Raw genomic sequence first — 25,702 nt, 5'->3', positions numbered from 1 at the left:
ATTGTTTAATACCTGTTTTCTTTTGAGGCATTTTAGGGCGCTTTTATTTTTGTGTAAATAATTCAAAAAACAATGGATACTTATCAATTGAAAGAATACGGCATTACGGCATTAATTGCATTAGTGGCAGCACTCTTGTTTATCTTGTTGGCGAAGCCTCTCGGATATGCACGCTGGGTAAATAGTCAGTTTCAGGCATAACATTCACAAAAAAGCAATTTTCAATCAACTATGAAAAATATCGCAAATCTGGCCGCTCAAGCTGAGGCGGACAAAAGTTTTTCTAATTTCAACTCAGAGGAGTTCTTGTTTTCAAACAAAAGTGGCACTTCCGGCTTCAACGGACAAGGCACTATGCGCAATATTCCTGAAGGCGAAGAAACACTTATTTTCACCATTACCAACAACGGCACTTCAACAGCAACGGCCATTTTGTTTGATGCAATTGATGCGCCTGCCCAACCTGCCAACGTTACGGTAAACTTAGCCGGTGGCACTCATACTCGACTGCGTGAACAAATCAAGTCAATGGGTGCGCTCTTGATTGAAGGCGTGAGCTATATCGTTACAACAGATGCGCAGCGCAACGAGCAATGGCGTGCAGTTGAAAAGCCAATTGGTGCTGGTGCGGAGAGCGTGAAGCCGATTCTGCCAATCACATGGAAAGGCAACAAAGAGCAAGATACTAAGCACCTGATTGACCCGACCTTTGAGCTTGGTGTTACTCCCAACACTCGTCTGGAAGTGCCTGTATTGGCCAACGAAACCGTAACAATTCGCTTCCAAATCAAAGCGCGCGTCAATTTGATTAACGTGCTCCGCGGTGTTTCTGCGGTTGAGATGTCTCGCATCAATCCTTTGGTGGGTAAGTAATCAAATTGCTTTTCAAAAATTCGCAGCCCATGCCCAAAACTTGGGCTTGGGCTGTTTTATTTCAAAAGAAACATGAACACTTCAAAAAATACACATTTGGAACACCTTATCAGTTATTGCACGGTTTGCAATCCGGATGGTGTGCGCAGCATTTTAGCAGCTAACAATTTGATGACTTATGACACACCGCAGCATATGGAAAAGGCACTAATGGAGCTTGTTCGCAAAGAAGGCACAGAAGGCGTGATTGAATTGCTGAAGGTACATCCTGACCGAGAGGCAATTTCTGAGCTAAACGACATTGAAAAGCCGCAAGCGATGCCTGATGTGCCAGCGAAAGAACCGGAATTTGAACTTGAAAAGAAACCCTGTGGCTGTGGTGGTCATGCGCAAGAAGGCAGTTTTATTGCCAAATATGTGGATGGCAAAGAGGACTGCTGGCTGGTGGGCATTGCAGCAATGACCGCTTTGGCACTGATTATTATCATTTTTAAAGACTAACGATTATGGCAGTACCAATAGACCCAGCTACTGCCGCTATCGCGCAGGCTGTCGGCGCAGTCGTCGGTGCAGGAGCGCAATTGGGGAGTCAAGCGCTGCAAAACAAAGCGCAGCGCGATGCTTTAAACGCCCAGCAGCAAATGCTTATTGAGCAAAATAAGCAGGCTTTGTTTACAACGTCTGCGGGTATGTTGCGAAATAGGCAAACTGCAACGCAGGCGCAAACTAAATTCGGTTCAGGCGCTTTTGCAACTTCAAATAAAGCTATCTGGATTTTTGCAGGTGTGGCAGTATTAGTACTGATTGTAATATTAACCCTGTTGAAAAAATGAGCTTGTTACTTGGAGGAATAATTGGAGACATGCGCGACAGGGCAGAAACAAGGTTCAGTACGAATCAATCTGCCAAGCGCGACGGCCAAATAGCTGACACCATGCGCAGCATCAACGAAGTCCGTCTGGCTCAGGCACAAACAGGAATGGTGCAAGCTGCTGTTTCATCGGCCAACTTGCAAACTGACCTTAACGCATGGAATACCATTGTGGGCAGTGGCACGGAAGGACAGGGCGAATGGCTGCAACCTTGGTTTGGTGGCCAGAAAAACCGCGATTTTTCTTCACCAATGGCACGCACAGCGCTTTTTATCGGAGCAGGTATGCTGGTGCTTCTGCTTGTGGTGGTGTTGTTGTCTATGACTAAAAAGGAGGCGAAAAGATGAGTAATATCATATATCCAACAAAGCATTCGCTTTATAGTGATTTTTTGAGAGATGCCTGTTTTGGCAATGCCGCGTGTCAGGCGCGTCGCGATGCTGATATTGCAAAAGCACAGGCAGAGGCAGCTGCTTTGGCTGCTCAGTTAGAGCTTAAAAATCAGGCAGTTGCACTACAACTGCAAAGAGATGCAGCGTTGGCAGAGGTAGAGGCGCAGAAAGCACGCATTGAAGCTGAATCGCTGGCGGCAAATAACCGTGCAAAGGAATTAGAATTGAAATTGCGTGAACTTGAAAAAACAACTCAGATAAATGCTCAGGCTCAATTAGCAGGCGCAGCCGTAGAGCGTGCAAAAATATTGAATGAAGGCGAACGAAATCAATTGGCCTTAGAAACAAATACCACAGAAATAGACAAACGCAGGCGCACGCTGCTTATGGCAGGCGGAGGATTGGCTCTGCTCATTTTCTTCATCGCAATCATTATACTGAAATAATATGAATCATAGCGGCATCATATATCCAAAATATTCTTCATACAGAGGCGAATCGGAGTCCTTTGGACGCAATTATGAGCCTGATTTTGAAACCATTCCAGAGTTTCGCTCGGCTGTTGAGCCAGAAGCTGCTTCTGTTACTATGTCAAATAGCACTGTAACTGCTACAATTCAGGCGACATCTCCGCAAATACAACCTGTTATGTCATCTGGTAGGTTGGAGGATGCAGGTGCAGACTTGCGCACTACTACTTCAACAGCACCTATCATTAACGATACATCGGCAACTCCAAACAATAGAGGTTCAGAGGCAGATAACGACAAAACCTTGCTTTATGCAGGCTTTGCCGGAGGTGCGCTGTTGTTGCTATTAGTTCTCGTTTTGGCTTTGAAAAAGAAGAAAAAATAATCATATGTCAAGATTTGCCTTGCCCGTCCGCAACGGACAGGCCATTGAAGCCGGTTCTATCCGCAGCCACTTCCACCAGCCTATCGGTGAGGAGTATCTGGTAATGACAAAAGCACAAATGCTCACCCATTATCAGCAAATTTTGAATTACATGGGGGATGTTTTTGAAGGCAATCGCAGCGAGCGATTCCCGTTGGTCATTCAAACGCAGGACATCGAGCGCTGCTTGGATGTGCTTTGCGACAGATATGAGCATTACACAAATTGCCGCATAGTCGTTGAGCCAACTGTTATTGCCGGCGGTCAAGCAATTAACCCTTTCAACGCATCTGTGCCCGTTGGCGCTGAAGGCATTGCTTTTTTTGTGCGACTGCAAGGTATTCTTGTCAGTACTAACGAGCGCCCATCTATTACGGGTGGTTCAATGCAAACTATTGATGGAGCTGGTTTTATTTACGCAGGCATCAATGTTCGTCAATCTACTCGTGAATTGGTGCAAAACATATTGATGAAGTTGCGGCCTTATCAGCGCCATACTTCAACGCAAGTTGTGATTAATCCGAGCACACCTATCAGCAGCACTGCGGGCAGCGCAGGCACGGCTGGCAATACAACAATCAACGAAGAAGAAATTAGGCGACAATTGGCAGCATCCCTCGCTGCCGAACAAGAGCGAGCGCGGCAGCAAGCAGAGCGCATGAGGCTCGAGGCAGCAGCAGCAGAGGCAGCAGCACAGGCAGAAAGACAGCGACTTGCAATAATTGCCGAAGAAAACGAGCGCCGGCGAATTGAGGAAGAGCAACGCCGTCTGCGCGATGCGGCAACGCAAATACAGCAGCAAGCTCAACAGACATATCAAGCGCAGTTGCAGGCACAGCGTGCAGCGCAAGAGCAGCAGGCAAGGCAACAACTCCAGCAGCAAGCTACAATTGCAGCCATGCAGCGTGCTGTTCAGGAAGAGCAGGCACGTATTCAGGCGCTGCTCAATCCGGCAACTGCAAACAGAAATGTACAAATTCAGACAATGCCAGGTAATCCAAACCTGCTGAATCAATTGCCGGCAGGTTTAAAGCCTGAACAAAGCAATACAGTAGCTGAAGCAACCCCTGAAATTTTAGACAGGGATACGTTTTCTAACGCCCGAAATGAAGGCGCTGGTGAAGGATCGTCATCTGGAATCAAAACCCCAATATGGAAAAAATGGTGGTTTTGGCTGGTTATCGTGCTATTGTTGGCCGCTATTGGTGGTGGTGCATGGTTCTGGTACAAAAAGAAAAAAGCCGGTGGGAAGGCTGGCAAAGGAAAAGAAGTAAAAACTCAAAATACTGATAAGAAATGACAACATTCAGAACGCCCTTAGATGATTTTCAACAGCAGATAGACGCTATCAGTCAAAGACTGATTAAAGAAGTGAACACTCCTTCGCAGGAGATTTATAATAGGATGCTTTTGGCTGAAAGCAGATACAATGCCTTTTTTAGCGCCAATCCCTCACTGAAAGAATGGCTGTCAGCAGGCAATAGCCTGACTGCTGCAAACGTGCCTTTTTCTGAAGCAATCAGAAATGCGGCAATTTCAATACTTAGTGAATTGGAAAGAGCCAGAGCGGAAAACGCTACCATGCAAACAATCTTCCAACAGCAGGCTCAAAGTTTACGTGAGCAAATTGCGAGGATTCGAGACTCGGCACAATTTAAAGATGCGCAGCGCCTACAAGATTATATCCTTAAATGGAGATATGATCCTACCCCTGTTTTGAATGGTATTTTGGACGGATATTCAGGTAGTCGTTGGCGTGAATTTCTGAAATATTACGATTTGCTCAGGTCTGAAAACCGGCCTGTATCTGCTGCCGTTCAGCGCTATCATTCCTTTGCAAAAAGAGCAGCCGAATTGCTGGAAAGCACAAGTGTGTCTCCGTTGGAGAAATTTCAGTTTTTAATGACTTGGGAAACAGAGATTAGCAATCCGAATTTTCCGCATCTGCGCAGATTGATTATTGAGGGAGCAAACCTTCCACAAGAAATAGGCGCAGTAATTACCATCGGTAGAGCGATTGAAGAAAGAAAGGCTATTGAGGCACGTCTTGCAGCCGAGGCTGAGGCAGCTAAACAAGCCGCTTTACTGGCTGCGGCACAGCAACCTCCTGTCAGAACTGCTGATCCTGCGGGTAGTATTATCGTGCCTACACCCGCGCCGCAAATTTTAGGCGCACCGGATGCTCCAGCATTGGACACGCCAGCACCAGTCATTGCACCGGCTGTTCAGGTAACAATTCAGCAGGCTGCAACTGCTATCCATCAGCAACCCAAAGCGGCGGACGGACTTACCAAAGCCGATTTGCAGGTGGCTATTACGCAGGCAGTTGCGGCTGCGGAAGCATCTCGTCCGGCAGGCGCAACGCCAGAACAGGTGCAAGCCGCTATTGCTCAGGCCGTTGCTGCTGTAAAATCCGAGGCAGAAGCAGCTAACAAAGCGTCAAAACCTGCGCTTACAGTGGAGGACATTCAGGCGGTTGTGGCATCTGCCGTGAGCCGTGCGAATGAAAAAACCGCATCGGAAGTAGCAGCAACGCCAACTATCAGCGATTTGACTGTCCCTGATAACTGGTTTATTCAAAAAAATGCAGGTCTGCCTAATTGGGCGTGGGTAGCAATTGGCATAGTGGCTTTTGCAGGCATTGGTGGAGGTATCTGGTACACAACGAAAGCCAATGATTAGCCTGCTGAACGTAGAATGTCGTGCAGACGGTAACTGCTATGGCACTGAACGCCTGCCCAGCGGCAGCGGTCGCACGCATTCTTTTACACGCAGCCAAATCGGGCAGTACAATATTCAAACATGGTCGCCAAACACAGTTTGGCAACCGCAAAATGCGACTACAACCATGAATAATACAGTAGCTAATACAGTTATCAGACCACTGCCAACTTTGCAGGCAGGTGTTGGTAATTTGGCACTCCCGACCATAGACATCGGGCAGCATTATGCGCAGCGCCAAACTGAAATCAAGCAAAGCATGACCGATGCCCAAAAACGGATAAATGCTGAAACAGCCTCCATTTTTGAGCAGTCTTTAAAAGCACAAATTGCGGCTGCTAATGCACCTAATTTAGGTGGTGGTGTACTTCCATCTAATCCAGGTATCACTCAGCAAGGGCTGCCTTCATGGGCAATTTATGCCGCTGGCGCACTGGTTCTATTAATAGCATTATTTTTCCTGATGAAAAAATGAGCGACCGCAGCAAAATAGGGACTTTCCTTTTTGAAGGGGGAGCCAACAAAATTTTAGGAACAGCAGGAACTGTTCTTGGGGCTGTTCAACAAATAGACAGCATGTATCGCACACAGCCGATCAATCAGCAGGACGGTGGAGAGCAGGCTAAGTTTGCCGCAGAATTGCAACGCCTGCAGGCAGAAGCTGCAAGAGAAGAGGAGGAAAAACGCCGCAGAAAACAGCAACAAATGCTCATGTACGGTGGTGTAGCAGTCGTTGTCCTGATTCTGTTTTTTGTCATAACCAAGAAAAAATAATGGCATACGCAAAAAGTACTATCGCTACCATATCTCAGGTGGCTGCAAGGCCAGCCATGAGAGAACAGGGCTTTTTACAAGGTGTAGAAGACATCGCAAAGCAGTATAACATCCCTGCTGACTGGATATTAATGGTTATGCTCGGCGAGAGTGGGCTAAGTCCGGCAGAGCGAAGCTCATCCGGAGCCGTCGGCCTGATGCAATGGCTGGAAAAAACCGCATTTGCCGAAATCGCACAGAAAGTCGGACGCACGTACACCGCAGCGCAGGTACAACGCATGACAGCTGTACAGCAGCTGGCAGTAGTACGCGATTGGATTCGTGTGCTTTCTAATATTGCCGGTGGCCGTATTCAGTCGTTTTGGCATTTGTACTTGCTGAACTTTCTGCCGTACCAGGCACACAAATGGAATAGTGATTTTTCGATAGCTAACCAAGGAACGGTGAGTTGTCAGGGGCAGACACACATGCTTACGCGATGGAGAGCTTTTATTGAATTTAAAACCTGTCGCCTGCGCGATGCTTACAGAGTAACAGCACCTTTACCACCAGCATTTATGACTGCTGCAGCACCATCTGTTGGCAATCCTGTCAGTAGTGCGCCGGTCGGTAATATTCGCCCTGTTAGCCTTACTGCTGCTATTGTTCCTTTACCAACGTTAAATCCTGTTCCTTTGCCGGTTGTGGCTGTTTCAGCTACTCCTTTGCAACAGCGTAGCGGGTTTTTTAGCTGGTTTAGCAATTTGTTCTCTTCACGCCGCAGCACTATGAGCGCTTTTGCAGGCGAACCACCCAATAATAACCCTAACCAAGAAACAACCAGAACATGCTTTATTTTATTGACCTTCTGCTTCTCAGCATTATTACTGTTTGCAGTTTTGTCCAAAGAATCCCGCTAAATCTTATGTTCAAATTTGAAGCACTACCCATTGTTGTCATCGGGCTAATAAGTGCAATAAGCGCCTATGTATTGGCTATTATTGCCGACATAGATGCAACAGCTTTGAAGGGGATTAATGAATTAGGAGTTACTGCCCTGCTTGGTTTTTTCGCTATTCAGTTTTTCAGAGCAAACAAAGAACTGATGACAACCTTCTCTACCTCAATTAAAGAGGTGGTGGCCTCGTTTGATAATCGGATTGAAAAAATGCGCGATGAGCACGCAAAAGAGCGCAAAGAACTCATAGAGCAAATGAACAAAGAGCTGGCAGAAGAGCGCCTTCACAGCATCAAAATCACGGCAGCAATCATGGGCGTAAGCGGCAAAAAGTTTGCGCAAGCATACAAAGAGACAGAAGTAGACACCTTTAACGAACTAAAAAAATGATTGAAATTCAAGACGAACAATGGCGGTGGGTAGGCCGGCTGGCAATGGTGCTGGGCATCGTTACTGCTATTTTTTCAATTATGAATTACTTTGAAGAAAAAGCCTATCGTCGCAAAATGGAAAATAAAAAAATTATCATCTGATGAAAACGCCGATAACTTACTATGGTGGTAAGCAAAAGCTGGCGCGTGAAATTGTCAGCATGATGCCTAAGCATGAACAATATGTTGAACCTTTCTTTGGGGGGGGCGCAGTATTTTTTGCCAAACCTCCATCAAATCATGAAGTAATCAACGACCTCAACGGCGATGTAATCAATTTTTGGCAGGTGCTGAAAACCGATTTTTCAAAACTCAAAACTAAAATTGATGCCACGCTGCACAGTGAATCGCAGCACCGATTGGCAAAAGAAATATTGAAAACTGTCAAAGGAGATAAAGTTGCCCGTGCGTGGGCATTTTGGGTGCAAACGAATATGAGTTTCACTGCCAAAATAGGCGGAGGATTCGCTTTTGATAATTTAGGGCAAACAACTAAGAGAATTAAAAATAAGTCGGAAAATTTCACAAAAGAATTATCCGACCGACTGCGTCGCGTGGAAATATTTTGTCGCGATGCGGTTGATTTAATCAAACTGAAAGACAGCAAAACAACCTTTTTTTATTGCGACCCTCCGTATGTTTCATCTGAACAAGGACATTACAAAGGCTACACGGAAGCAGACTTTAAAAATCTATTAGATGCGCTGGCACGCATCAAAGGTAAATTTTTACTGTCTTCTTATAACGAAACCATCCTGCGCAAGTACAAGGCCAAGTACGGCTGGAAGCAAAAGAAAAAAACGCAGATTATCTCTGCGCACAAAGACAGGCTCAAAAATGTAAAATACAAAGTGGAGGTACTGACATGGAATTATTAAAATTTGATTACGAATGGGAATATTCCTTTGGCAATAAGCCCTTTCCGGTTTTGACCGACAAGACAGAAAAAATTGCGGGCATTGCATGGCCGCAGTTTTTTGCCCTTGCCATTGGCTTTGTTTCAGTTATCATACTGTTTGTAAAACAATAGCTATGCAGCAGTTTGTCGTACAAACTCCTCCACTCAGTCATAAAGCAGTTTTCACGGCAGATGCACCAGCACCTGCCGTTTTGCATATCACTTGCAGTTCAGGTGGTAATACCTATATGCGCAGGGATTTGCGGTTGCAGGCAGGGCAGCACGATTTTACCGTGCCCTTGTCCTATTTGCCAACAAAATATCACATTAGCATTGAGCGAAAAGAGGGACTTCCTGTGCTTCTGCGCAGCTACGATGTGCAGCCTGTTTTGTTTGAAAGCAATAAACCAATAAGCGAGCAAGACAAAAAATTCATTGGCTTTGCTCTTTGGATGGCAGAAAATATGCCTAAACTTGGTTACAAAACCTATCAAGACGGCAACGGCAACTGCATTCATTACATGCCCAAGGTGCGAGACCTGCATACAGGGCAAATCATAGAAACGCCTGCCCGCGTGGACAGAAGCACAGGTGAGATATTTGTTTCGGCAGATGATTTATTGCCTGCTACCGTACCGATGCGAATTTTCGTACTGCTCCATGAGTACGTGCATTATCGCAATCAAACCACTAACGAGTTTGAATGCGACAGGGAGGCTGCTAACCTATATCGTGCGCAAGGATGGCCAAAAATTGAAGCACTCTACGCCCTCACAAAGTTTTTTTCAAAACCGATGGCAGATAGTCGCTTTTCAGAAATTATGTCCTTGCCTTTGGCAGGTATTGAAGGCACAACCGAGCAAGAACGCAGAGTGATTGAACTCAAAAACCATATTGAGCGCAACCTGTAATGGAGTTTGTTTATCCGATAGTAAATCCTACCGACCAGCCGCATGTAATTCGTGTGGGTGGCGGTGGTTTGATACCGGTTGAAGATGGCAACTTCATATCTGTAAACTTTACCAGAGAGCCGGAAGGCAGCGCAACAGGTTACATGCCTGCTGCCGATTTGCCCGATGGCATACTACTCAGCACACATTTCACTTTTACTAAACATACATGCCCAGAACTGCAAGCGCAGTTTGTTACTCAGATTCCGCAGCCTTCGCTGCCGTCCGGATGGCGCTTTGGAATTGCTATTGCTGATGCCGATACAACGGTCAGTATATCCGATTTTGAGCAGGTACAATCGGCTGTTTTGCCTTATCAAATAGTTTCAAACGGCTCGGAAGTTTACGAATACAGCCGACTTTCTGCCAGCCCCAAATTGCTGACAAATGCAATCAATTATGCTTATTTTATCCGCTTTCCTTTGCTCGCGGAAAGAGAAAATTTGGAAGACGGGAAGACATATCGGCTGTATTTTTTTGCAGTTGGAGAATGGCAGATGACGCTTTTTTCAAATCCGGCCTTCCCAAATTATCCATTGTTTGTCAATCCTGATGCGGTATTGCCACCTGCTGTTTCCGAGCAAATCGGGCGAGATGCAAAAGGCTGCTTCGGTGCAAACGCAAGGTTGATTGAAGAGTTAATTATCAAAGCAGATAACTATCGCGATATGCCGATTATCCGTGTTATCCGCGACAATACCGATGGCAGCAGCACGGTAAGGCAGATTCATTTACCTCCGAGCAATGACGGTGCGCAAGTTGCTTCCGTAGAATTACATCCCGAAGAAGCTGTTCTTAACATTGGGTATCGCATAGAGTTCATAGCACCTCCTAACAGTTCTTTTCAAATTCAAGGCAAGGCATCGGCCAGCCTTGCAGAATGTCTGTTGTGCATCATGCGTCAAATGTCCAAACTTCAAAAACAAGGTAAGTTATGTATCAATTAACCGATTTTGATTCACCCGATGCGCAAGGTTCGGGCGAGCGCTACATGGACAGAAATCACGTAGCAATGCTTAACCGTGCCGGAAAAGCAGCAGGTTTTTATCCAAAAATAAATTCCGGATACAGGACACCGGCGCACAATGCAAAAGTAGGAGGAGCAGAAAGCTCATGTCATATGGAAGGCAAGGCAAGCGATTTGAGCGTGCGCACTCGTTCGGATTTCGACCGTATAGCACCTGCGCTGGTGGCAGTTGGTTTCAGGCGCTTTGGTGTTGCTTCTACCTTTTTGCATGTGGACAATTGCTCGCGGTCAGAGGCAGTTTGGACATACGGCGGCGGTGCTGAAATAGACTATCGCAATAAACGCATACGTGAACTGCTTGGGCAGCAGTGGTACTTGGCTGACATGCTTGGAGAAGAGGAACGTGGCGACCGGCCTTGGCTGCGGGTAATCCTTCTCGTGTTGTTTGCCGCTATGCTTTATTACTACTTTTTTGTGCTGAAAGGCCGTTTTTAGACCTTTTACGCAGCCAATTTTGCGCAATTTTCCCTTGCCTGCCGGATGCGCGGCCAATACTTTTGTCAGTAAAAAGTTCAGCTATGAAACCTCTTTTATTGGCAGCAGTTAATGTTGGTCTTTCGGCACTTGCGAGCTTGATTCGCGATGCAAAAAACCCGCGTGTACGTGAATTTTTGATGTCTGAAAAAACACAGCGAACAATTGGCGATGTCTTTCAGGCATACACCAATTTGGTGGCAGAATTGGACGACGACCCCAACACTAACCCAACTCCTTTGCGCTAATGAGCAGCAGTGTGATGGCCATACCTGCTTTTGACTCGTCTTCTGCGCGCTGGATTGAATGGCACAAAGCCTTAAAGAAAGCCGTCGGTAAAGATGAGGCTAATGCTTTGTTTATTGAAGCGTGGGAGCTTCGAGTAGGCAAGCAGGCAGGCAATGCTGATAGCGATTTGCGTGGTTATATGCGCAGCCAAGGTGTGGAAATGGCAGCAACACGATGGGAAAAGCTCTATGATTCAGCCAGCACAGGTTTTGATTTTTTGGCAAAAATAGGGATTACAGTAGGCACGGGAGTCCTGATTTTTCGAGTCGTCATACCTGCAATTTTATCGCTTGTGTTTACCTATTTAGCCATCCGCACAAGTTTCCGTTTTGACAGCATTTCTGCTGCATTTGAAAGCGAAGTAAACCGCAGATTGAAATGAACCTGAAAAAAGTAAGCAAGCAGGAAGCATGGCTAATTGGTGGTATCGTCGCAATTATTGTTGCGTGGGTAGCAGCTATGATTGTCAGAAATCAGCGTGAAAAGCTGGTAGCTGATATTCGTGCAGCCATACGTGCAGGCGTAGGCGATAGCGGCATTTCAGGAACAATAGGAAGCAATCCGGTTACTTTTGAAAATGTAAACAATGCCGAGCGAGATAAATATGCAGCCAAAGCTGCCGCAGATGCGCTGGCACTATGGATGTGCGACGGAGATAACCGACCTCCTGCTTCTCCCTTCCCGTTAGGTGGCTTGTTGCCTAATTTGGATGACGATGCAAGAGCTTTTGAAATATTGAGCAGGCAGACCAAAACCTCCCTCCGATGGCTCGATTTCGCTTTCAATAACTTATACAAAATGAGCATAGATACTTTCCTTCGCACACGTCTGTTCAACGATTTTGGGGACTCGTCTAAGCTCCAGCGTGCTTATGAAATTGTAAGAAATTTACCTGATTAGCAATGAAAAAAGATAATAAAAAAACCCTTGTCCTGATAGCAATCATTGTTTTGTTAATCTTGGCAGGATATACGGCTTTGGCTTCAAAAAAACAAACGCATCCTAACGAAAGCCCTTTTAATCCATCGCCCACACCATCTCCTTATCCTTTCCCTTCGGGCGGCGGCGGAAGCAGCAGTGGTGGTGGAATTAGTAGCGGTGGCGGCGGGAATACAAATTGGACTGCGTCGGGCTGTCAAAACAATTTCAGTTCTCGTACCGAATACGTCAAAGCGCTACAAACTTACCTAAACACCGATGCAAGATTTTACGGCAGCCAAAAGTTAGCTGTTGATGGCATATACGGTGCAAAAACAGATGCAGCCAGCCGCAGAGCAATGGATGTACTTAAAATTGATGCCGGACAGTTGGCTTGCAAAGTTGCCTTCCATGCCGGACGTATAACCTTACCTTTACCTTACTGATAAAATGGAACAACTGCAAAACATCCTCGGCGTAATTGATAAAAACGGCATTAAAACAAACGTAACCGTACAGCTAACGCCTGAAACATATCGCAATTTGGCAGGAGCAATAGTTTTCGCTTTTTTGCTTTGTGTAATGATTTGGTTTGCCTTTAAAAAGCTGGCAAAATGAGAATTTACGAAAAAAATACACAGGTAATTGAAACCCTGTATTCACCTTGCAGCAACATTACATACTAAGTTGCAAACCTGATTTTCAACAATGGCAGATTTACAATTTTACAGCAACATCAATCTCAATAAACAGCAAGTTAAAGGGCAGCGTATAGAAAACGTTACTGCTGCCGAGGAAACAGCCCTTGCAGGAACGCTGGGCACAAACGACAAAGGTCTCGTTGTTTTCAATACTACCAGCAATACCTTCAAAATTTGGAACGGGGCAGCATTTACCACCACCTCAGTGGCAGGCTTGCTGCTTTTCTCCACTACCGTAAACCTGACGGCGAACACCCCGCTAAGTATAACGCCTACCGGAATTGTGCGCCCTTATCAGGTAGAAGTAAGGAACTCGGCAGGCGAAGCCGTATTCCTGAGCGTTGTGGAAAACAACGACAATACACTGACGCTGCGCAGCAACGTATCGGTGAATAATTTGTCGGTTCGTGTAATTGGTAATGCAGCCTAATGAATAAATATCTGTCTTATCCCGAACTTCCACAAGTTAGCGGCGTGGACAACCCAGCTGCCGGCTTTGCACGCTTGTACATGCACGAAGATGGCACTGTGCGCAGGCGTAATCCGGATGGTAGTGAGGTGATTTACAGGCCGTTCACAGTCGGTCTTGATGGCAATTCACTGCAACGACTGGCAGAGGTCTTTCAGGATTACGGAACTTTCGTAACGCAGTCTGCGCCGTTAGGTTCTACAACTTCATCTAATACTTTCAGCACAGTTAAAGAGAATGGTATTTATGGCGTGCGCCAGTTGGCTACATCCGGTACTTTTACCTCAGGTAGTATCACGTTTTCTTCAGGAGCAGAAATAACAGATTCGGATGGATATGTAATTTTTAGATTTCGCATCCGATTTGTTAATAACGGCTTAAAAAAAACAAGCATTTTCGGTTTCTCGACCACAGGTGTAACCTACAGCAATACAAGCATACTCCCGACTAATGCAGCAGGCTTTTGGTTTAATTTTGACAATCCTGCTGCACCTGTTGTAGAAATTATGACTGCTGCTGCAAATATCAGAACCCGAACAGCGATTTTATGTAATCCTTACAACTGGAATACATATGAAATAAGAACAAAGGCTGGTGGAATTGATTTTTATTTGAATGATGTATTGGTAGGCACAATTACTACCAATATTCCTACTGTAGCGCTACAAATTGCTCATTTTGGGCATCAGGAGAATCCATCTGCCGGTACAGCTATTCTAAGGATAGATTATTATTACATAGCACCAAACTTATGAGAGTAGAGTATTTGCATATTGATAGGCAGGAAGTATATTCTTTCAATCGTGAAGCAAATGAGCAGGAACTTGATGCTTTCCAAAGTTCATCTGATCCTTTGGTATTAGGTTTTAATTTTGAAAGAGTACATGTTTCTCCTACCCCTCCGGCTTTTGAGCCGATGCCTTCTACTGCAGAACGAATCAACTTTCTGCGCGACCTGAAGGCACGCATTTTGGATATTACTACCGAATTAAACCTGACACCAACAGAGGTGATGGCACTTGCGCAAACGATGACACCTATCACTGCGCTGGTAGATATTGGTGCGGACGAGACGTTGTTCCATGCCATCAGCAACCTGCCACCGGATGACCCGATTATCAACGGCAGCCTGCGCGATATGATTCTGACCGAATTGCAGGCATATATTAGCCGATACAAGGCATTTAATCCGTAATTGTATTATATTTGCCTACCTGATTTGAACCATTGAAGGGCGTGTAGGATATTTGTCTGATGACCACTTTCAGTACCATGTGTCCAATGATGAGGCATGACGGTCGGGAAACCTGAGCGTGCGAGGGCAGAAAAAGTAAGCGCCAATACAGCGAAGATAGCAGGGGCAGTTCCGAAAGGGGCTGCCTTCTGCGTTTCATCAGATACCAACAAAAAAAGGCTGCCCGAAAGAGCAGCCTTTTTTTCGTGGGTATGTTTAGACGCGTCTTAAAATGAAAAAGTAACGGGTATTGCCGTCAAGCTCTACATAACTTAACAGGCCGTCGGTGATTTTTACTTCTGTGAGAATCACCTGGTCTCCTCCGCCACTAATTACTAACGTTGTCGGGTCGGTTAAGCGCCAGTCGGCTTCAATCACATTCTGTGCAGTAGTCCAAGTTAATTTGCCCGATGTTTTGTTTGTACCTAAACGATACGTGTAACGCATTGCACGGTCTTGATTGGTTAAAACTTGCAGCTGGCCGTTGATTTGTAAGGTGCTGATTTGCCACGTGCCTTGCACCAATTGCGCAGCAAGCTGTTCAGCCGGACTCGGCGGCGCTGGGTCGCTTTCTTTGCTACAGCCGAAGGCAAAGAAACTTAACAGGGCGATTAATAATACTTGGTTTCTCAATAACTGTTTCATTTTTTCTGAAAGGTTTAAAGGTTGGTGATTTGTTAGGCAATATTACACAATTAAACAGACATTCCTATACTGCCAGCCGCAGCCTCGCGTAATATTGCCGCGTGGTTTCAATTTTTGAATGCCCCAGCCGGAAGGCCACCTGCTCATAGCTCAGGCCGGATGCCAGCCACAAGTGCCCTGCCGTTTTTCGGGCAAGGTGCGTGGTGAGCTTTTGCCCGATACCGACAATCTCCCCTACTTCTTTCAGGTAGCTGTTGTATTTGGCCAGACTGATAACGGGCAGCAGGTTGGCGTATTTAGTGAGTAGCCCAAGGGTACGCTCGCACAGCGGAACCACGGCGGCATCAGTCGGGGACTTTTGGCGTGGCATATACAGGTAAACCTCCCCCCCTGCCCTTTTCAGGTGTATATCGGCATTGAATTTGGCCATATCGCAATAGGCCAGCCCCGTGCCTATTTGGAACAAAAACAAGTCTGCTACCTGTTGCAAGCGCTCTGAAGCGAAACGATGCGTCGCTATGCGCTCTACCTCTTCCGCAGTCAAAAAGGCAGGCGGTGCAGGTTTTCGGCGCGAGTAAGTGAATCCTTGCAGTGGCACATCCTGATGCGGACGGACGGCTGCCCGCAGTATTTCCATTTCTTTGGCTATGGTATTACGGCTGTTCCCGACCTTATCTCGCAGGTGCAAAGCGTATCTTTCCGCAAAGTCTTTGCCCACCTGTGCTGCCGGCAGTGCTTCCTGCCGCGTTTGGCGGATAAAAGCCTGAATTTTTCTTACGCCTGTTTCGTATTTGCGCTTTGTCCGCTCTGCAAGCTCATTGTTTGTTTCTACGCTATCCAGCAATTGCTCCAGCACTTCGCTGATGGTAGGCAGGCTGCGCTCTCCTTTGTTCAAAAAGGTATCTCGCAGGCTTTGGGCATTCGGTTGTTCGCCTGCGTACAGCATACGGTTGAGAACGGCACGAACATCCTGCGCAATTTGCCGCAGCACCTCATTGGCAGGTTCGTTACCACGAACACGCTGCTTTTGCTGCTCCCATTCGTTTTTCTGGCACGTAATGCCCGTAAAAAACTCCGATGCTCGCTCTGAATTGAGCGTGATACGGCAGTAAATACTCACTTTGCCGAATTGTCTTGCGCGTGCACGAAAAAGCACGTAAAGCATTTTTTTTGGATAAAAGATTTTTGAAACATTCGCTAATAAGGGATTGATAGTGCCCCTCAAAATCAATATTGCACCTGACGGTGCACCTGCGCTGCGGGAGCTAACCGCCGAGAAAACACAAAAAAACCATCAGGATGGCTTCCTGATGGCTTGGGTACATGGTTTCGTAGCGAGGGCAGGACGTATAAAAATGGCTTCCCATTTATGCCTACCCACTTTTTTCGCCGACAGTGAGCAAAATGTACACCCGAACCAAAGCTATACGGCTTTGGCAGGCTGATAATCAGCAGCCCTATTCATCGGAATAATGACCGCCTCGGGTTGACTATCAGCCGCGAGCTTTAGATAAGACATCTGGTCGGATAGCAACCCCTTGAGAAACTCTACTTCCTTTTCCAGAAATGCAATGTATCTGTCTTTGTCATAGTCTGTCAAATTGAAACTGTCAGTTTCAATTTTGATATGAGTACCTAATAGTCTTTCAGGCGTAACCCCTAATGCAACAGCGAGCTTTTGAATGATTCTTTGCTGTCCGTTGCCTCTTCTCATTACATGAAATAGCGTGCTATGCGCTATACCTGCCTTCTTTCCAAGCTCTGTAAGGCTTATTCCTTGAGCGTTACAAAGCGTCCTGATGTTGTTCTCTAATGTATTCATGATTCATTTATAAAATTTTCAGTACAAAAACAGTTTCATTTATTGGATAATTGAAACTGTTTAGTTTCCTTTGCAGTACAAAGTTATCCAAAACTATCCAAAGTTATCCAAAAAAAGTATGAAAGTAGCATTCAAAACATTATCCACCCAAGATGCGCTTGAGACCCCTTACTCAAAAGATTTAGGCATCCGAAATATTCATCAACTGATTTTTATCGGACTCGACCAAATCCGCCGCGAGAGAAAATTTAATACCGTTAGCCACACAGTACGAATTGTGCTGGAAGAGGCGCTACAAGAGTTTTGGAAGGCCAATCCTCACCTGGAAGAGGAAGCCCTCCAAGAGTTCAATTCAATTATTAACAACCCTCAAAACCCTGAGTAATCATGGAAAATCTGATTTATGCGTTTTTCGCGCTGTGTGCAACCCTTGCCCTCATTTTTGGTGTTTGGGCGATGCAAAAGGAGAAACCCTCTAACCATCCACCCTACAAACCACACCACCAGAAAGATAAGCCCATGTCGGTAACCCATAAAAAATGGAATGAGTAATGAGTTGCCAAAAAAATTACCTGTTCGCGGGTAATCTGTTTATCAACCTGAGCCAGATTACTTATGCCCGCCTGTCGCCTCACAATGAGGCAATTGAAATTTACTTCGGTGCGCAATTCCTGCACATCACACCCGGTAGCACAAAGCACTATGATTTGCTCAAAAGCGCTTTGTTTCCCAACAAAAAAGGCGATGCCGCCGAAGCAACATCGCCTGAGAGTACGCAAAATATTAGGTTCAACTAAAATTTACGCAATGCAAAAGTACGCAAAAATTATTGCTGTTAGCATCCTCTGCCTGATGTTAGCAAGCTGTTCGCAGCGCATTAAGCCGCTGCGCCCCTACCCGCTCCCCAATGGGCTTGCCATAGAAGCCACGCACATGGATTTCCTGTTCCTGTACGACCCTGTAAACAAGCGCATTATTAAAGTCATTACCACGCCCGGCAAAGAGCGCGTGTATGTGATTGATTCAACCCTCACCATGAGAGGAGGTGCGCAATGAAACGCAAATTCAAAAAGGAACACAGGCCGGAGACTCACAAGTCCCCCGACCCTTTCAAAGTGAAGCATCCAGCCAAGCCAATAAGCCGCGAAGAAGCGGCAGCAACTATCCGTGAAACCCGTCTAAAATATTCTGCCAAATGAAAGCATTTATTGAAACCATCAAAAACGAGACAGGCCTGTCTATTCTGTTAGTGTTTTTCCTTCTCGTTGAGGGAAGCAATTTTGAAAGCATGTTCTTTAAGTTCATGCTCCAGTTTCGCCCCGACTGGGGAGCGTTTAACCATGTCGCCGCAACTTTCCTTTCTGCCGGCATCCTTTCGGCAATTGTTATTTATGGCTTACGGGAAGAAGCCTTGATTTCGTGGGGCCTTGCTTTTCTGGCCGTGGCTATCAGCCTGGGCGTTTATTCTCAAATCAATACCATTTCATGGACTTGGGGCAGCTGGGGCATGGAAAATATCGCCGTTGTCATATTGGGGGTGATCATACCATTGATGGTAGCACATACTACCCACAGCATTGTCAGATGTCGCAAAAAGCGTAAACAGGCAAGTGTGCACCTAATAAACGCACAAATCGCGATGCTGGAAGAGCAAGCCGCCAAGATGTCTGCCCCACCCCTGCAACGCTACGCCAATCCCCCTGTAACGCCGCAAGCCACACCCGTTGCACCGCCGCCGATAACCGAGCAGGAGCAGGAGCAGGATTTTTTTCAGTAAGCCGCCCCGCGCCTGAGGGCGGCGAAGAAACCCGAAACTGTCTGCATTGCGGTACAGCGTTTACGGTACGAACCCCGCAGGCGAAACGCATTAAAAAATATTGTTCGGACGAGTGCCGCATGGAAGCGGCCAGCATCCGCAACGGCAGAGACTTTACAAAATTCATCAACAAGTATGGCAAAGAAACGGAAATGCAGCTGGTTCAACCGATCAGTAACCACGCAGACGCTGGCGATTTGGGCGATTAACTATGCCGCCAGATTTAAGAACTAAAAGTGAGGTTTTTTTTCACACGTAGCAAAAGGGCGGTGGTATCCGCCGCCCCTTTCTGTTTCTCTGCCATACACGATTAATCGTGTACGAAAATGCAACCAGAAACCTATCATGTAACCATCACGGCAGCCCCATACCAGGGGTTTGAGGGCATCGCCGAACGAGTACGCGACACGGATATATACTTCGTCCGTTTTTTGAACCGCCCTTGCGACTGCATACAGGGCGATATTTTCAGAGCCAATCAATTCACCATTAACCATGTAGTGTCATGATTACATTCAGAATTTCATTTGACCAGTATAAAGAGCCTGCACTAATAGAAGCTGCAATTCACTTCACACAAGAAGAGGTATCATTAAAATTTTTAGAGGCTTACCAATTCACTAAAATTTACAAGGATTCCAAGATTGAGCAATCAAACTATTATAGTGTGCATCCATATACTCTGATTGTAACAGAGTTTATTGCTGAAGGTGAACATCCTACATTTAAAGAACTTTTAGACAATTTCCACATTTATTGTGAGAGCCTTTACTTATCTATCAAAGAGGAGTATCAGCGCTTCAGGCTTTATGAATTAGCTATGAAGAAAGGGGGTGCGCAATGAGCGACCTTCTTTTAAAGCGCTATGAAATCGCATATGGAAAAAGCAACAGGCTCTTCCAAAGACCCGACGGCACGAAGTATATAAAGTTTGCGGGTATGCGCAAATGCGTAGAGTGTCCGCCTGATAGTGCAAAGCTGATAGAGCTGACAACACCGGAAGGAATAGCCGTATATGAGCTTGGTGAAGCAATCACAGCTATAGACGTGATGATTGCCAACAAAAGCGTAATCGCTGTAAAAGCGATTGATGTACCGGAAGGAGGTGCGCAATGAAACTTACCGTAAGCAAAGTAATATTTGAATTTGCCGACATAGGCAATTGTCAAATCGTTTACATCAGGTTCGCAGAGCTTGGCCGCTACGCAAAAGACATTTGCCAGCATAGCGGAAACCCCAATAAACGTAGATGGTTTGTAGGTTGGAAAACAGCTAATCAATCAGCTATCTACCCGCTTGGTTGGACAGACAGCAATCCCAATCAAACCAACGCATCCGGGTGGATTGAGGAGTTATACACAAAGGCCAAAACTTTAAAGGAGGTGCGCAATGATAATTAGCAGACGAAAAGCCAGAACAAAAATTCGTGCTATTGCATGCAATGTATATGATGAAATAAAATTGCTTGCCGAATCAGGAAAGGCTTACACATGTCTTTACGCCATTCCAAATGGAAGGCGGCTTGCAAGATATTCAAGAGCAGCAGGCTACAGGCTTGAAGTTCATTCTATGTTTGGTAGGGTAATAGGGTTTGTTCTCTTGGGAAAGAGAATCCGTAAAGTAGAAATGGAAGGGGGTGTGCAATGACCATCACCTTAGCACGCCAAACAGCCCAGGAAGCCAAACAATTTGAAGCCTTCCTGCGGCAGGATTCAAAAGCCTATCCGGGCAAGTATCATTACGAGGTACAAAAGCACTATTCCAGTGGCGGAGCAGTCTTCCGCATTCACTTCCACAACGCATCTGATGTTTACTTTTTCGCGCGACGCGAAGAAAAATCACACCACGGCATATGACACTACGCGACATACACCCTGACCAGTTCATCATTGATTATGAGCTGATAGATGGACAGATGCAATTTACCATTGCAGAGCGGGCGCATCCTGATAGCAAACAACCACTTCTGGCAGTCATTAGGCGCATTTTTGCAGGTTCTGCGCTTCTGAAAGCGGCAGAAGAAATGCGCACAGCGCAGAAAAATTACTTCGCCGCAAAGGAACAATTGGGCAAAAAGCAATGGCTGATTGAGGCGAAAAACAAAGAGTTCAAGTTTGATTCACTCTTAGCGCTCACCAAGGATTATGAAAATAGCTGATGCAACCATAGACGCGGTGCGGCAACTGCCCGCCGATACGGTCATCGGCTACTACCAGACAATCAAAAAACAGTCCGGTGGCAGGTACACCGGACTGTGCCAGTTCCACGATGACCACAACGAAGGTAGTTTCTATGTATTTGAGCGCACCAACTCTTACAAGTGCTTTGCCTGCGGAGAGGGCGGCGACCCGATAAAATACGTCATGCAGCTAAAACGCATGAGCTTCTACGAAGCAATCGCCGACATAGCAAGCAATGCGGGCATCGCGGTAGAGTATGAGCAACGACCAAACGGCACCAGCCCGGAAGAGTATAAGAAGCAGCAGCAGGTACGCGCCAAAGCCGAAAAGGCACTTGCATATGCGCAAGAGTATTTTACCAAGCACAAAGCAGCTGCCGCCGAGTACCTGAAAGGGCGTGATTTTACCGATGAAACGATTGACTTTTTCGGTATCGGCTATGCGCCCGAAGGCAGCTTTTTTACAGACCTCAAAAAAGAAGTTCTGAAAAAGGTTGATTTGGTGCGCGAAAAAGAGGGTAGGAGCTACGACACCTTGCGCAACCGCGTAACTATTCCGTTGCACGACCGCAACGGAATGTTAATCGGTTTTTCGGGTAGAGCGATTGCGCCAGACGCAAAGGCAAAGTATATCAACCCGACCGATACCCTGCTGTATCGGAAAAGCTACACGCTGTACAACCTCAACCGCGCAGAAAAAGCCATCCGCGAAAAGGACGCTGTCTATATTGTAGAGGGCTACCCCAACGTGTGGCGCGCACATCAGGAAGGCATACACAATGTTGTAGCAACCTGCGGCACTGCCCTCACCGACGAGCAAATCAAACTGCTGTTGCGCTACACCAAAAAGATTGTACTGGTGTACGACGGCGACGAGGCAGGCGCAAAAGCCTTTGAGCGTTCGCTCAATCTGCTGCTTGCAGCCGGTGCCAATGTGCGCATGATTCCAATGCCTGCGGGTATGGATTTAGACGACGTACTACGCAATCCGCTTGCCGTAGAAGGTTGGAATACCGTGCTTGCCCAGAACGAAATCACCTGGTACGATTACTACATCAGGCGATGGAAAGCAAACCAAGCCAACGGCGAAGACGTAACCGCAAACATTGAGTTCATCAATCACCTGGCAAATTTGCTGTTACTCGTCCCTGATCTGACAGCGGCCAACGCCTATGCCGACAAACTGTCGCAGGAAATCAAAGGTCTGAAAACGACCTACCGCGCGCGAATCAAGGAGAAAGAAGAGCAGCAAAAGAAGCAGGCAAAAAACGATGCGGAAGAAAACCGCCGCGTTATCAGCTCCGAACTCGGCACATGGATTATGAACAGCAGAGGCAACATGCAAAAGGTGTCTGACTTCAAAATCAGCCTGCTTTATCAGCTTGTCATCCCGAACACGGAAGATTGCGATTGGGTACTGGAAGTAAAGCGGCAGAATCAGGAAGCTGAAATCGTGGTTATCAACAACAAGGATATTATTTCCACGATTGCGATTGAAACCGCCTTTTACGCCAAGCGCTACGCGATTGATATTGACGCGAAACAAGCACGCTACCTGCGTGCATACCTCTTGGAACAGGGTTTAAAAGTTGCCCTTCGGGTAGATAAGTTAGGCTATGACCCAACATCAGGCTTTTTCTTCTATTCCAATGTTGCGTATGATCCGGTGAACCGCAAGCTGTTAGCGCCCAATGCGCTCAACATCATCGACACGCCGAAACAGGGCTATTTTATGCCCTATACAGACGAGGAAAAGGCAGGCAAAGACAAGGTGATTATCCGCCACGAGGACAGCGCCCTGGCATTTGACGACATCGCACGATTTATCGTGGAGAGCTGGAGCCGCACAGAGTCACTGGCGCTTTGCTTCTATGTGGCTACTGTCTATATGGACATTATCATCAAACGGCTGCGCAACTTCCCGATTCTGTTTTTGAAAGGCCCTGGCGGTTCGGGAAAGTCAGAGCTTTCAAAGCTGCTCATGGACTTTGCAGGCCGTGGGGTAGGTGATAAGCTGTCTGTCGGTGCAAACTCTTCTACCGCAGCAATGAAAGAACTCTTCGCCGCTTACAGTAACATCTGCGTGCATTTGGAGGACTACTCACGCGCAAGTAACATCGGCGAGCTGTCGGACTTTCTTGTACTGCTGTTTGACCGGAATTTCCGCAAAACCATGGACATGGAAAACCGCAAGTCCGTAAAGCTAATGGAGCCGGCAGCAAGCTGCGTAGTATCGTCAAACAAGCCGCCGCTCGAGGATGGTTCAGAGGCCTTGCAAAGCCGCCTGATTTACATTCAAATGAAGCAGAACGTCCGCGACCCTGAAAGCAAGTTGAAGTTTATCAAGCGCCGCGAAGACTTGAAATCAAAATCATGGACAACGGTTAATAACTACCTGCTGAATCATAGGGCAGTTGTAGAAAAGGAGTTTGACAAACTCTACCGCCACTTTGTAGACATGATGTCCAAGCACTTTAAGCGCAAGGATATGGCCGTTAATGACCGCGTGATTGCTTCGTATGCTACTATTCTTTCACCGATTTCTGCGCTGGAGTCTGCGGGGTTAGTGCCCAACTTTTTGGGCGGCCACACCCTCACCGAAGAGCTGTTTTACATCGCGCTTGAGAACGTAGAAAAGCAATATACCAGCCTGATGGAGCAATCGCCGCTGCAAATTTTCTGGGAAACCGTGCAGCAGTTGGTGGAAGAGTACCGCACCGCAGAGCGGCAGGCGGCCACGTGGAAGGACAAAGACGGCAACGAGCGCACCAACAAAGTGCCTTACAATGTGGCTCTTATCTATCCGGGTAGTCATTACCAGATTTGGAGCTGGCACGAAGTGAAAGGCGAACGCCTGATTGATGAGGAAGTTTTGCGCTTCAACATCAACATTCTGCACTCAAAGTACGAGCAGCGGATGAAAGCCCTGGGCAAAGTGCCTGCCACGAAAAACCAACTCAAAGACATGCTGCGCGAGCACAAAAGTTACGTGCCGGACGTATCGGAGCACTACATTAAGTACAAGAAGCTGCCCGAAGAAGGCGGCGGCGATGCGTCGCTGATGTCGTACATCCTGAAATACAAGGACTTACAAGAAGACTTCGGGCTTGACCTGGGGTACTAAAAAGGCGATTCAAACCGCCTTTTTTTAAAAAGCTTTCAAAAGTGAAAGCTAAAAAACAACCGAAAAAAACCACAACCTGACAACCTGAGTACCTTGATATATATATTATATTGATAATCAAGTAGTTATATATATATAGTAGGTTGTAAAAGAGGTTGTTTGAGGTTGTTTGAGGTTGTGAGGTTGTGAAATACAACCAAATACAACCTCGGACAACCTGAATACAACCGACCAACAACCGCATAAGCGGCTGTTAATCAGTTGGTTACGCGAAAAAGTTGTGAGGTTGTGATTTTCCCGCTGAATTTTTCACGATTGAACAAAAACAAAAAAATTTCTAAGCCATGGAAAGGACTCTTTTTAAAGGAAAACTCAAATCAATTCCGAACGACAAAGACAAAAAAGTCATGTTCGAGCAGTGCTTTTGTGTGATGATTCGCGAGTGTTTCGCGATTTACAAAAAGCGCTTCGGCACTATGCCCAAAGGCTTAAGCAATATCCATAGGGGTATGCCTAAAGTGTACGCTTCGCCTGATATTGTCGCGCTTGCTACGTCTTTGCTGGCCGCTTCGCTACGCGATGTAACTCCTGCAGAGCTGCACCCGCGCCTGTTTACGATTCTGTTTGCGTGCTTTGGTGAATTAGTCAAGCATAGCAACGTGTACACTACCGGCTATGCGCACAAGGGTATCGGTTACCTTGCCGACCATTTTGTCAGCAAGTATGCCCGCGGCAAAGACGAACAGGAGTTCGACGAAATCCTGTATGAAAACTTCTCCATTTTCGGCAACCTGGTACGGGGCTACGTGGAAGGAGACTATATAGAAGTAATCAGCGCACCTGCGCAGTAATGTTTTTACCACTAAATCCAATTTCCAAATTTTAGTATGACACGGATTATTCATATGAGCATTGACATTAAAGGCATACTTAGCCTTTATCAAGGAAAGGAAATCAACTTTTTACTTGATGCTGACGGCAAAGAGTATAGCGACAAAGAAGCACGCCAAATATTAGCCGACCTATTAGCGAAAGGTCATAAACTAATTCCAATGACCCAATGCGAAGGCTTTGACCCTTTTGGTGGCGGCTGTCCCGGCCATCCTATTGATGAAGATGAAGCTAAATCTGATAAGTTCAACCTAAAAAAGGCATTAAAGCAACAGAAGCGAAGTAGGGACAGAGTTAAACAGATTGCTTCTTACTTGAAAGAAAATGCTCCTGCGCTGCCCAAAAAACCTGAAAACTTAAACCTTTTTTAAC

The 25,702-nt window shown here is 46.3% G+C and carries 46 protein-coding genes; 42 read left to right on the top strand and 4 right to left on the bottom strand.

Annotated elements, in window-relative coordinates; translation table 11 throughout:
- Window positions 1-72 precede the first annotated feature (72 nt).
- The 27 genes from NDK19_RS16910 to NDK19_RS11830 all read left to right on the top strand — a co-directional run bounded on the left by NDK19_RS16910 (window position 73) and on the right by NDK19_RS11830 (window position 14,814).
- Window positions 73-201, top strand: a complete 129-nt coding sequence (locus tag NDK19_RS16910) for a hypothetical protein (protein WP_262910320.1) — start codon at window positions 73-75, stop codon at window positions 199-201.
- A 30-nt stretch (window positions 202-231) separates the two neighbouring features.
- Window positions 232-873: a hypothetical protein gene (locus NDK19_RS11955; protein WP_250632123.1), complete on the top strand. Its 642-nt coding sequence runs from the start codon at window positions 232-234 to the stop codon at window positions 871-873.
- 72 nt (window positions 874-945) lie between these two features.
- Window positions 946-1,374 (top strand): hypothetical protein, encoded by a 429-nt coding sequence (locus NDK19_RS11950; RefSeq protein ID WP_250632122.1) that lies wholly within the window; start codon window positions 946-948, stop codon window positions 1,372-1,374.
- A 5-nt stretch (window positions 1,375-1,379) separates the two neighbouring features.
- Window positions 1,380-1,706 (top strand): hypothetical protein, encoded by a 327-nt coding sequence (locus NDK19_RS11945; RefSeq protein ID WP_250632121.1) that lies wholly within the window; start codon window positions 1,380-1,382, stop codon window positions 1,704-1,706.
- A complete protein-coding gene (locus NDK19_RS11940; RefSeq protein WP_250632120.1) occupies window positions 1,703-2,092 on the top strand; it encodes a hypothetical protein in 390 nt (129 codons plus the stop codon). Before NDK19_RS11945 ends, NDK19_RS11940 begins: the two co-directional genes overlap by 4 nt.
- Entirely contained in the window at window positions 2,089-2,583 is a 495-nt protein-coding gene (locus NDK19_RS11935) for a hypothetical protein (protein WP_250632119.1), read from the top strand. The genes NDK19_RS11940 and NDK19_RS11935 overlap by 4 nt, the downstream gene beginning before the upstream one ends.
- A gap of 1 nt (window position 2,584) precedes the next feature.
- Window positions 2,585-2,992, top strand: a complete 408-nt coding sequence (locus tag NDK19_RS11930; RefSeq protein WP_250632118.1) for a hypothetical protein — start codon at window positions 2,585-2,587, stop codon at window positions 2,990-2,992.
- Between the two features lie 4 nt (window positions 2,993-2,996).
- On the top strand, window positions 2,997-4,331 hold the full coding sequence (locus tag NDK19_RS11925; RefSeq protein WP_250632117.1) for a flagellar basal body-associated FliL family protein: 1,335 nt from the start codon (window positions 2,997-2,999) through the stop codon (window positions 4,329-4,331).
- Window positions 4,328-5,713, top strand: a complete 1,386-nt coding sequence (locus NDK19_RS11920) for a hypothetical protein (protein WP_250632116.1) — start codon at window positions 4,328-4,330, stop codon at window positions 5,711-5,713. The genes NDK19_RS11925 and NDK19_RS11920 overlap by 4 nt, the downstream gene beginning before the upstream one ends.
- The gene (locus tag NDK19_RS11915) at window positions 5,706-6,227 is read left to right on the top strand and encodes a hypothetical protein (protein WP_250632115.1); all 522 of its coding nucleotides are present in this window, start codon (window positions 5,706-5,708) and stop codon (window positions 6,225-6,227) included. Before NDK19_RS11920 ends, NDK19_RS11915 begins: the two co-directional genes overlap by 8 nt.
- Window positions 6,161-6,526, top strand: coding sequence for a hypothetical protein (locus NDK19_RS11910; protein ID WP_250632114.1), 366 nt, complete (start codon window positions 6,161-6,163; stop codon window positions 6,524-6,526). Before NDK19_RS11915 ends, NDK19_RS11910 begins: the two co-directional genes overlap by 67 nt.
- Entirely contained in the window at window positions 6,526-7,425 is a 900-nt protein-coding gene (locus NDK19_RS11905) for a transglycosylase SLT domain-containing protein (protein ID WP_250632113.1), read from the top strand. The genes NDK19_RS11910 and NDK19_RS11905 overlap by 1 nt, the downstream gene beginning before the upstream one ends.
- Window positions 7,426-7,430: 5 nt before the next feature.
- Window positions 7,431-7,853, top strand: a complete 423-nt coding sequence (locus NDK19_RS11900) for a hypothetical protein (RefSeq protein ID WP_250632112.1) — start codon at window positions 7,431-7,433, stop codon at window positions 7,851-7,853.
- Window positions 7,850-7,996 (top strand): hypothetical protein, encoded by a 147-nt coding sequence (locus NDK19_RS11895; protein ID WP_250632111.1) that lies wholly within the window; start codon window positions 7,850-7,852, stop codon window positions 7,994-7,996. The genes NDK19_RS11900 and NDK19_RS11895 overlap by 4 nt, the downstream gene beginning before the upstream one ends.
- Window positions 7,996-8,772 carry a DNA adenine methylase gene (locus NDK19_RS11890; protein ID WP_250632110.1) on the top strand — a complete coding sequence of 259 codons (777 nt, stop codon included), beginning with the start codon at window positions 7,996-7,998 and terminating at the stop codon, window positions 8,770-8,772. Before NDK19_RS11895 ends, NDK19_RS11890 begins: the two co-directional genes overlap by 1 nt.
- On the top strand, window positions 8,760-8,924 hold the full coding sequence (locus NDK19_RS11885) for a hypothetical protein (protein WP_250632109.1): 165 nt from the start codon (window positions 8,760-8,762) through the stop codon (window positions 8,922-8,924). The genes NDK19_RS11890 and NDK19_RS11885 overlap by 13 nt, the downstream gene beginning before the upstream one ends.
- A 2-nt stretch (window positions 8,925-8,926) precedes the next feature.
- A complete protein-coding gene (locus NDK19_RS11880) occupies window positions 8,927-9,703 on the top strand; it encodes a hypothetical protein (protein ID WP_250632108.1) in 777 nt (258 codons plus the stop codon).
- On the top strand, window positions 9,703-10,689 hold the full coding sequence (locus NDK19_RS11875) for a hypothetical protein (protein WP_250632107.1): 987 nt from the start codon (window positions 9,703-9,705) through the stop codon (window positions 10,687-10,689). The genes NDK19_RS11880 and NDK19_RS11875 overlap by 1 nt, the downstream gene beginning before the upstream one ends.
- Window positions 10,677-11,204, top strand: coding sequence for a D-Ala-D-Ala carboxypeptidase family metallohydrolase (locus NDK19_RS11870; protein WP_250632106.1), 528 nt, complete (start codon window positions 10,677-10,679; stop codon window positions 11,202-11,204). The genes NDK19_RS11875 and NDK19_RS11870 overlap by 13 nt, the downstream gene beginning before the upstream one ends.
- Window positions 11,205-11,287: 83 nt before the next feature.
- Window positions 11,288-11,491, top strand: coding sequence for a hypothetical protein (locus NDK19_RS11865; RefSeq protein ID WP_250632105.1), 204 nt, complete (start codon window positions 11,288-11,290; stop codon window positions 11,489-11,491).
- Window positions 11,491-11,913, top strand: coding sequence for a hypothetical protein (locus tag NDK19_RS11860; protein ID WP_250632104.1), 423 nt, complete (start codon window positions 11,491-11,493; stop codon window positions 11,911-11,913). Before NDK19_RS11865 ends, NDK19_RS11860 begins: the two co-directional genes overlap by 1 nt.
- Window positions 11,910-12,431 carry a hypothetical protein gene (locus NDK19_RS11855; protein ID WP_250632103.1) on the top strand — a complete coding sequence of 174 codons (522 nt, stop codon included), beginning with the start codon at window positions 11,910-11,912 and terminating at the stop codon, window positions 12,429-12,431. The genes NDK19_RS11860 and NDK19_RS11855 overlap by 4 nt, the downstream gene beginning before the upstream one ends.
- A gap of 2 nt (window positions 12,432-12,433) precedes the next feature.
- The gene (locus NDK19_RS11850; protein ID WP_250632102.1) at window positions 12,434-12,895 is read left to right on the top strand and encodes a peptidoglycan-binding domain-containing protein; all 462 of its coding nucleotides are present in this window, start codon (window positions 12,434-12,436) and stop codon (window positions 12,893-12,895) included.
- Window positions 12,896-12,899: 4 nt separating this feature from the next.
- Window positions 12,900-13,067, top strand: a complete 168-nt coding sequence (locus NDK19_RS11845; RefSeq protein WP_250632101.1) for a hypothetical protein — start codon at window positions 12,900-12,902, stop codon at window positions 13,065-13,067.
- Between the two features lie 90 nt (window positions 13,068-13,157).
- Window positions 13,158-13,580 carry a hypothetical protein gene (locus NDK19_RS11840; RefSeq protein ID WP_250632100.1) on the top strand — a complete coding sequence of 141 codons (423 nt, stop codon included), beginning with the start codon at window positions 13,158-13,160 and terminating at the stop codon, window positions 13,578-13,580.
- A complete protein-coding gene (locus NDK19_RS11835) occupies window positions 13,580-14,374 on the top strand; it encodes a LamG domain-containing protein (RefSeq protein ID WP_250632099.1) in 795 nt (264 codons plus the stop codon). The genes NDK19_RS11840 and NDK19_RS11835 overlap by 1 nt, the downstream gene beginning before the upstream one ends.
- Complete coding sequence (locus tag NDK19_RS11830; protein ID WP_250632098.1) at window positions 14,371-14,814, top strand: hypothetical protein; 444 nt, start codon at window positions 14,371-14,373, stop codon at window positions 14,812-14,814. The genes NDK19_RS11835 and NDK19_RS11830 overlap by 4 nt, the downstream gene beginning before the upstream one ends.
- Here the strand turns inward: NDK19_RS11830 and NDK19_RS11825 are convergent.
- From NDK19_RS11825 to NDK19_RS11815, 3 genes are all read right to left on the bottom strand, one after another.
- The gene (locus NDK19_RS11825; protein ID WP_250632097.1) at window positions 14,804-15,013 is read right to left on the bottom strand and encodes a hypothetical protein; all 210 of its coding nucleotides are present in this window, start codon (window positions 15,011-15,013) and stop codon (window positions 14,804-14,806) included. The two genes, NDK19_RS11830 and NDK19_RS11825, sit on opposite strands and share 11 nt — an antisense overlap.
- A gap of 56 nt (window positions 15,014-15,069) precedes the next feature.
- A complete protein-coding gene (locus NDK19_RS11820; protein ID WP_250632096.1) occupies window positions 15,070-15,498 on the bottom strand; it encodes a hypothetical protein in 429 nt (142 codons plus the stop codon).
- Between the two features lie 64 nt (window positions 15,499-15,562).
- Window positions 15,563-16,663 (bottom strand): phage integrase SAM-like domain-containing protein, encoded by a 1,101-nt coding sequence (locus tag NDK19_RS11815; protein WP_250632095.1) that lies wholly within the window; start codon window positions 16,661-16,663, stop codon window positions 15,563-15,565.
- Between the two features lie 49 nt (window positions 16,664-16,712).
- On the opposite strand from NDK19_RS11815, the gene NDK19_RS11810 reads away from it, so the two are divergent.
- Window positions 16,713-16,943: a hypothetical protein gene (locus NDK19_RS11810; RefSeq protein ID WP_250632094.1), complete on the top strand. Its 231-nt coding sequence runs from the start codon at window positions 16,713-16,715 to the stop codon at window positions 16,941-16,943.
- Here NDK19_RS11810 and NDK19_RS11805 read toward each other — a convergent pair.
- A complete protein-coding gene (locus NDK19_RS11805) occupies window positions 16,922-17,320 on the bottom strand; it encodes a helix-turn-helix domain-containing protein (RefSeq protein WP_250632093.1) in 399 nt (132 codons plus the stop codon). The two genes, NDK19_RS11810 and NDK19_RS11805, sit on opposite strands and share 22 nt — an antisense overlap.
- Window positions 17,321-17,438: 118 nt before the next feature.
- Between NDK19_RS11805 and NDK19_RS11800 the strand changes: the two genes are divergently transcribed.
- The 14 genes from NDK19_RS11800 (at window position 17,439) to NDK19_RS11740 (ending at window position 25,701) form a co-directional block, all read left to right on the top strand.
- Window positions 17,439-17,705: a hypothetical protein gene (locus tag NDK19_RS11800; protein WP_250632092.1), complete on the top strand. Its 267-nt coding sequence runs from the start codon at window positions 17,439-17,441 to the stop codon at window positions 17,703-17,705.
- A 2-nt stretch (window positions 17,706-17,707) separates the two neighbouring features.
- Window positions 17,708-17,872 carry a hypothetical protein gene (locus NDK19_RS11795; protein ID WP_250632091.1) on the top strand — a complete coding sequence of 55 codons (165 nt, stop codon included), beginning with the start codon at window positions 17,708-17,710 and terminating at the stop codon, window positions 17,870-17,872.
- Window positions 17,872-18,117, top strand: coding sequence for a hypothetical protein (locus tag NDK19_RS11790; protein WP_250632090.1), 246 nt, complete (start codon window positions 17,872-17,874; stop codon window positions 18,115-18,117). The genes NDK19_RS11795 and NDK19_RS11790 overlap by 1 nt, the downstream gene beginning before the upstream one ends.
- Before the next feature lie 10 nt (window positions 18,118-18,127).
- The gene (locus NDK19_RS11785; RefSeq protein ID WP_250632089.1) at window positions 18,128-18,376 is read left to right on the top strand and encodes a hypothetical protein; all 249 of its coding nucleotides are present in this window, start codon (window positions 18,128-18,130) and stop codon (window positions 18,374-18,376) included.
- 139 nt (window positions 18,377-18,515) lie between these two features.
- Window positions 18,516-19,097, top strand: a complete 582-nt coding sequence (locus NDK19_RS11780; protein ID WP_250632088.1) for a hypothetical protein — start codon at window positions 18,516-18,518, stop codon at window positions 19,095-19,097.
- A 119-nt stretch (window positions 19,098-19,216) separates the two neighbouring features.
- Window positions 19,217-19,345: a hypothetical protein gene (locus tag NDK19_RS16905; protein WP_262910319.1), complete on the top strand. Its 129-nt coding sequence runs from the start codon at window positions 19,217-19,219 to the stop codon at window positions 19,343-19,345.
- A 117-nt stretch (window positions 19,346-19,462) separates the two neighbouring features.
- Window positions 19,463-19,645, top strand: coding sequence for a hypothetical protein (locus NDK19_RS11775; RefSeq protein WP_250632087.1), 183 nt, complete (start codon window positions 19,463-19,465; stop codon window positions 19,643-19,645).
- Complete coding sequence (locus tag NDK19_RS11770) at window positions 19,642-19,980, top strand: hypothetical protein (RefSeq protein WP_250632086.1); 339 nt, start codon at window positions 19,642-19,644, stop codon at window positions 19,978-19,980. The genes NDK19_RS11775 and NDK19_RS11770 overlap by 4 nt, the downstream gene beginning before the upstream one ends.
- Entirely contained in the window at window positions 19,977-20,252 is a 276-nt protein-coding gene (locus tag NDK19_RS11765) for a hypothetical protein (RefSeq protein ID WP_250632085.1), read from the top strand. The genes NDK19_RS11770 and NDK19_RS11765 overlap by 4 nt, the downstream gene beginning before the upstream one ends.
- Window positions 20,253-20,779: 527 nt before the next feature.
- Window positions 20,780-20,992, top strand: a complete 213-nt coding sequence (locus NDK19_RS11760; protein WP_250632084.1) for a hypothetical protein — start codon at window positions 20,780-20,782, stop codon at window positions 20,990-20,992.
- Window positions 20,989-21,294 (top strand): hypothetical protein, encoded by a 306-nt coding sequence (locus NDK19_RS11755; RefSeq protein WP_250632083.1) that lies wholly within the window; start codon window positions 20,989-20,991, stop codon window positions 21,292-21,294. The genes NDK19_RS11760 and NDK19_RS11755 overlap by 4 nt, the downstream gene beginning before the upstream one ends.
- The gene (gene dnaG / locus NDK19_RS11750; RefSeq protein WP_250632082.1) at window positions 21,281-24,439 is read left to right on the top strand and encodes a DNA primase; all 3,159 of its coding nucleotides are present in this window, start codon (window positions 21,281-21,283) and stop codon (window positions 24,437-24,439) included. Before NDK19_RS11755 ends, dnaG begins: the two co-directional genes overlap by 14 nt.
- Window positions 24,440-24,783: 344 nt before the next feature.
- The gene (locus NDK19_RS11745; protein WP_250632081.1) at window positions 24,784-25,290 is read left to right on the top strand and encodes a hypothetical protein; all 507 of its coding nucleotides are present in this window, start codon (window positions 24,784-24,786) and stop codon (window positions 25,288-25,290) included.
- A gap of 54 nt (window positions 25,291-25,344) precedes the next feature.
- Window positions 25,345-25,701, top strand: coding sequence for a hypothetical protein (locus NDK19_RS11740; RefSeq protein WP_250632080.1), 357 nt, complete (start codon window positions 25,345-25,347; stop codon window positions 25,699-25,701).
- Window position 25,702: the final 1 nt, after the last annotated feature.

The organism is Rhodoflexus caldus, from assembly GCF_021206925.1.
Taxonomy (GTDB): Bacteria; Bacteroidota; Bacteroidia; order Cytophagales; family Thermoflexibacteraceae; genus Rhodoflexus; species Rhodoflexus caldus.
The sequence above is the reverse complement of the archived record's forward strand: the minus strand, read 5'-3'. Positions and strand labels throughout refer to the sequence as shown.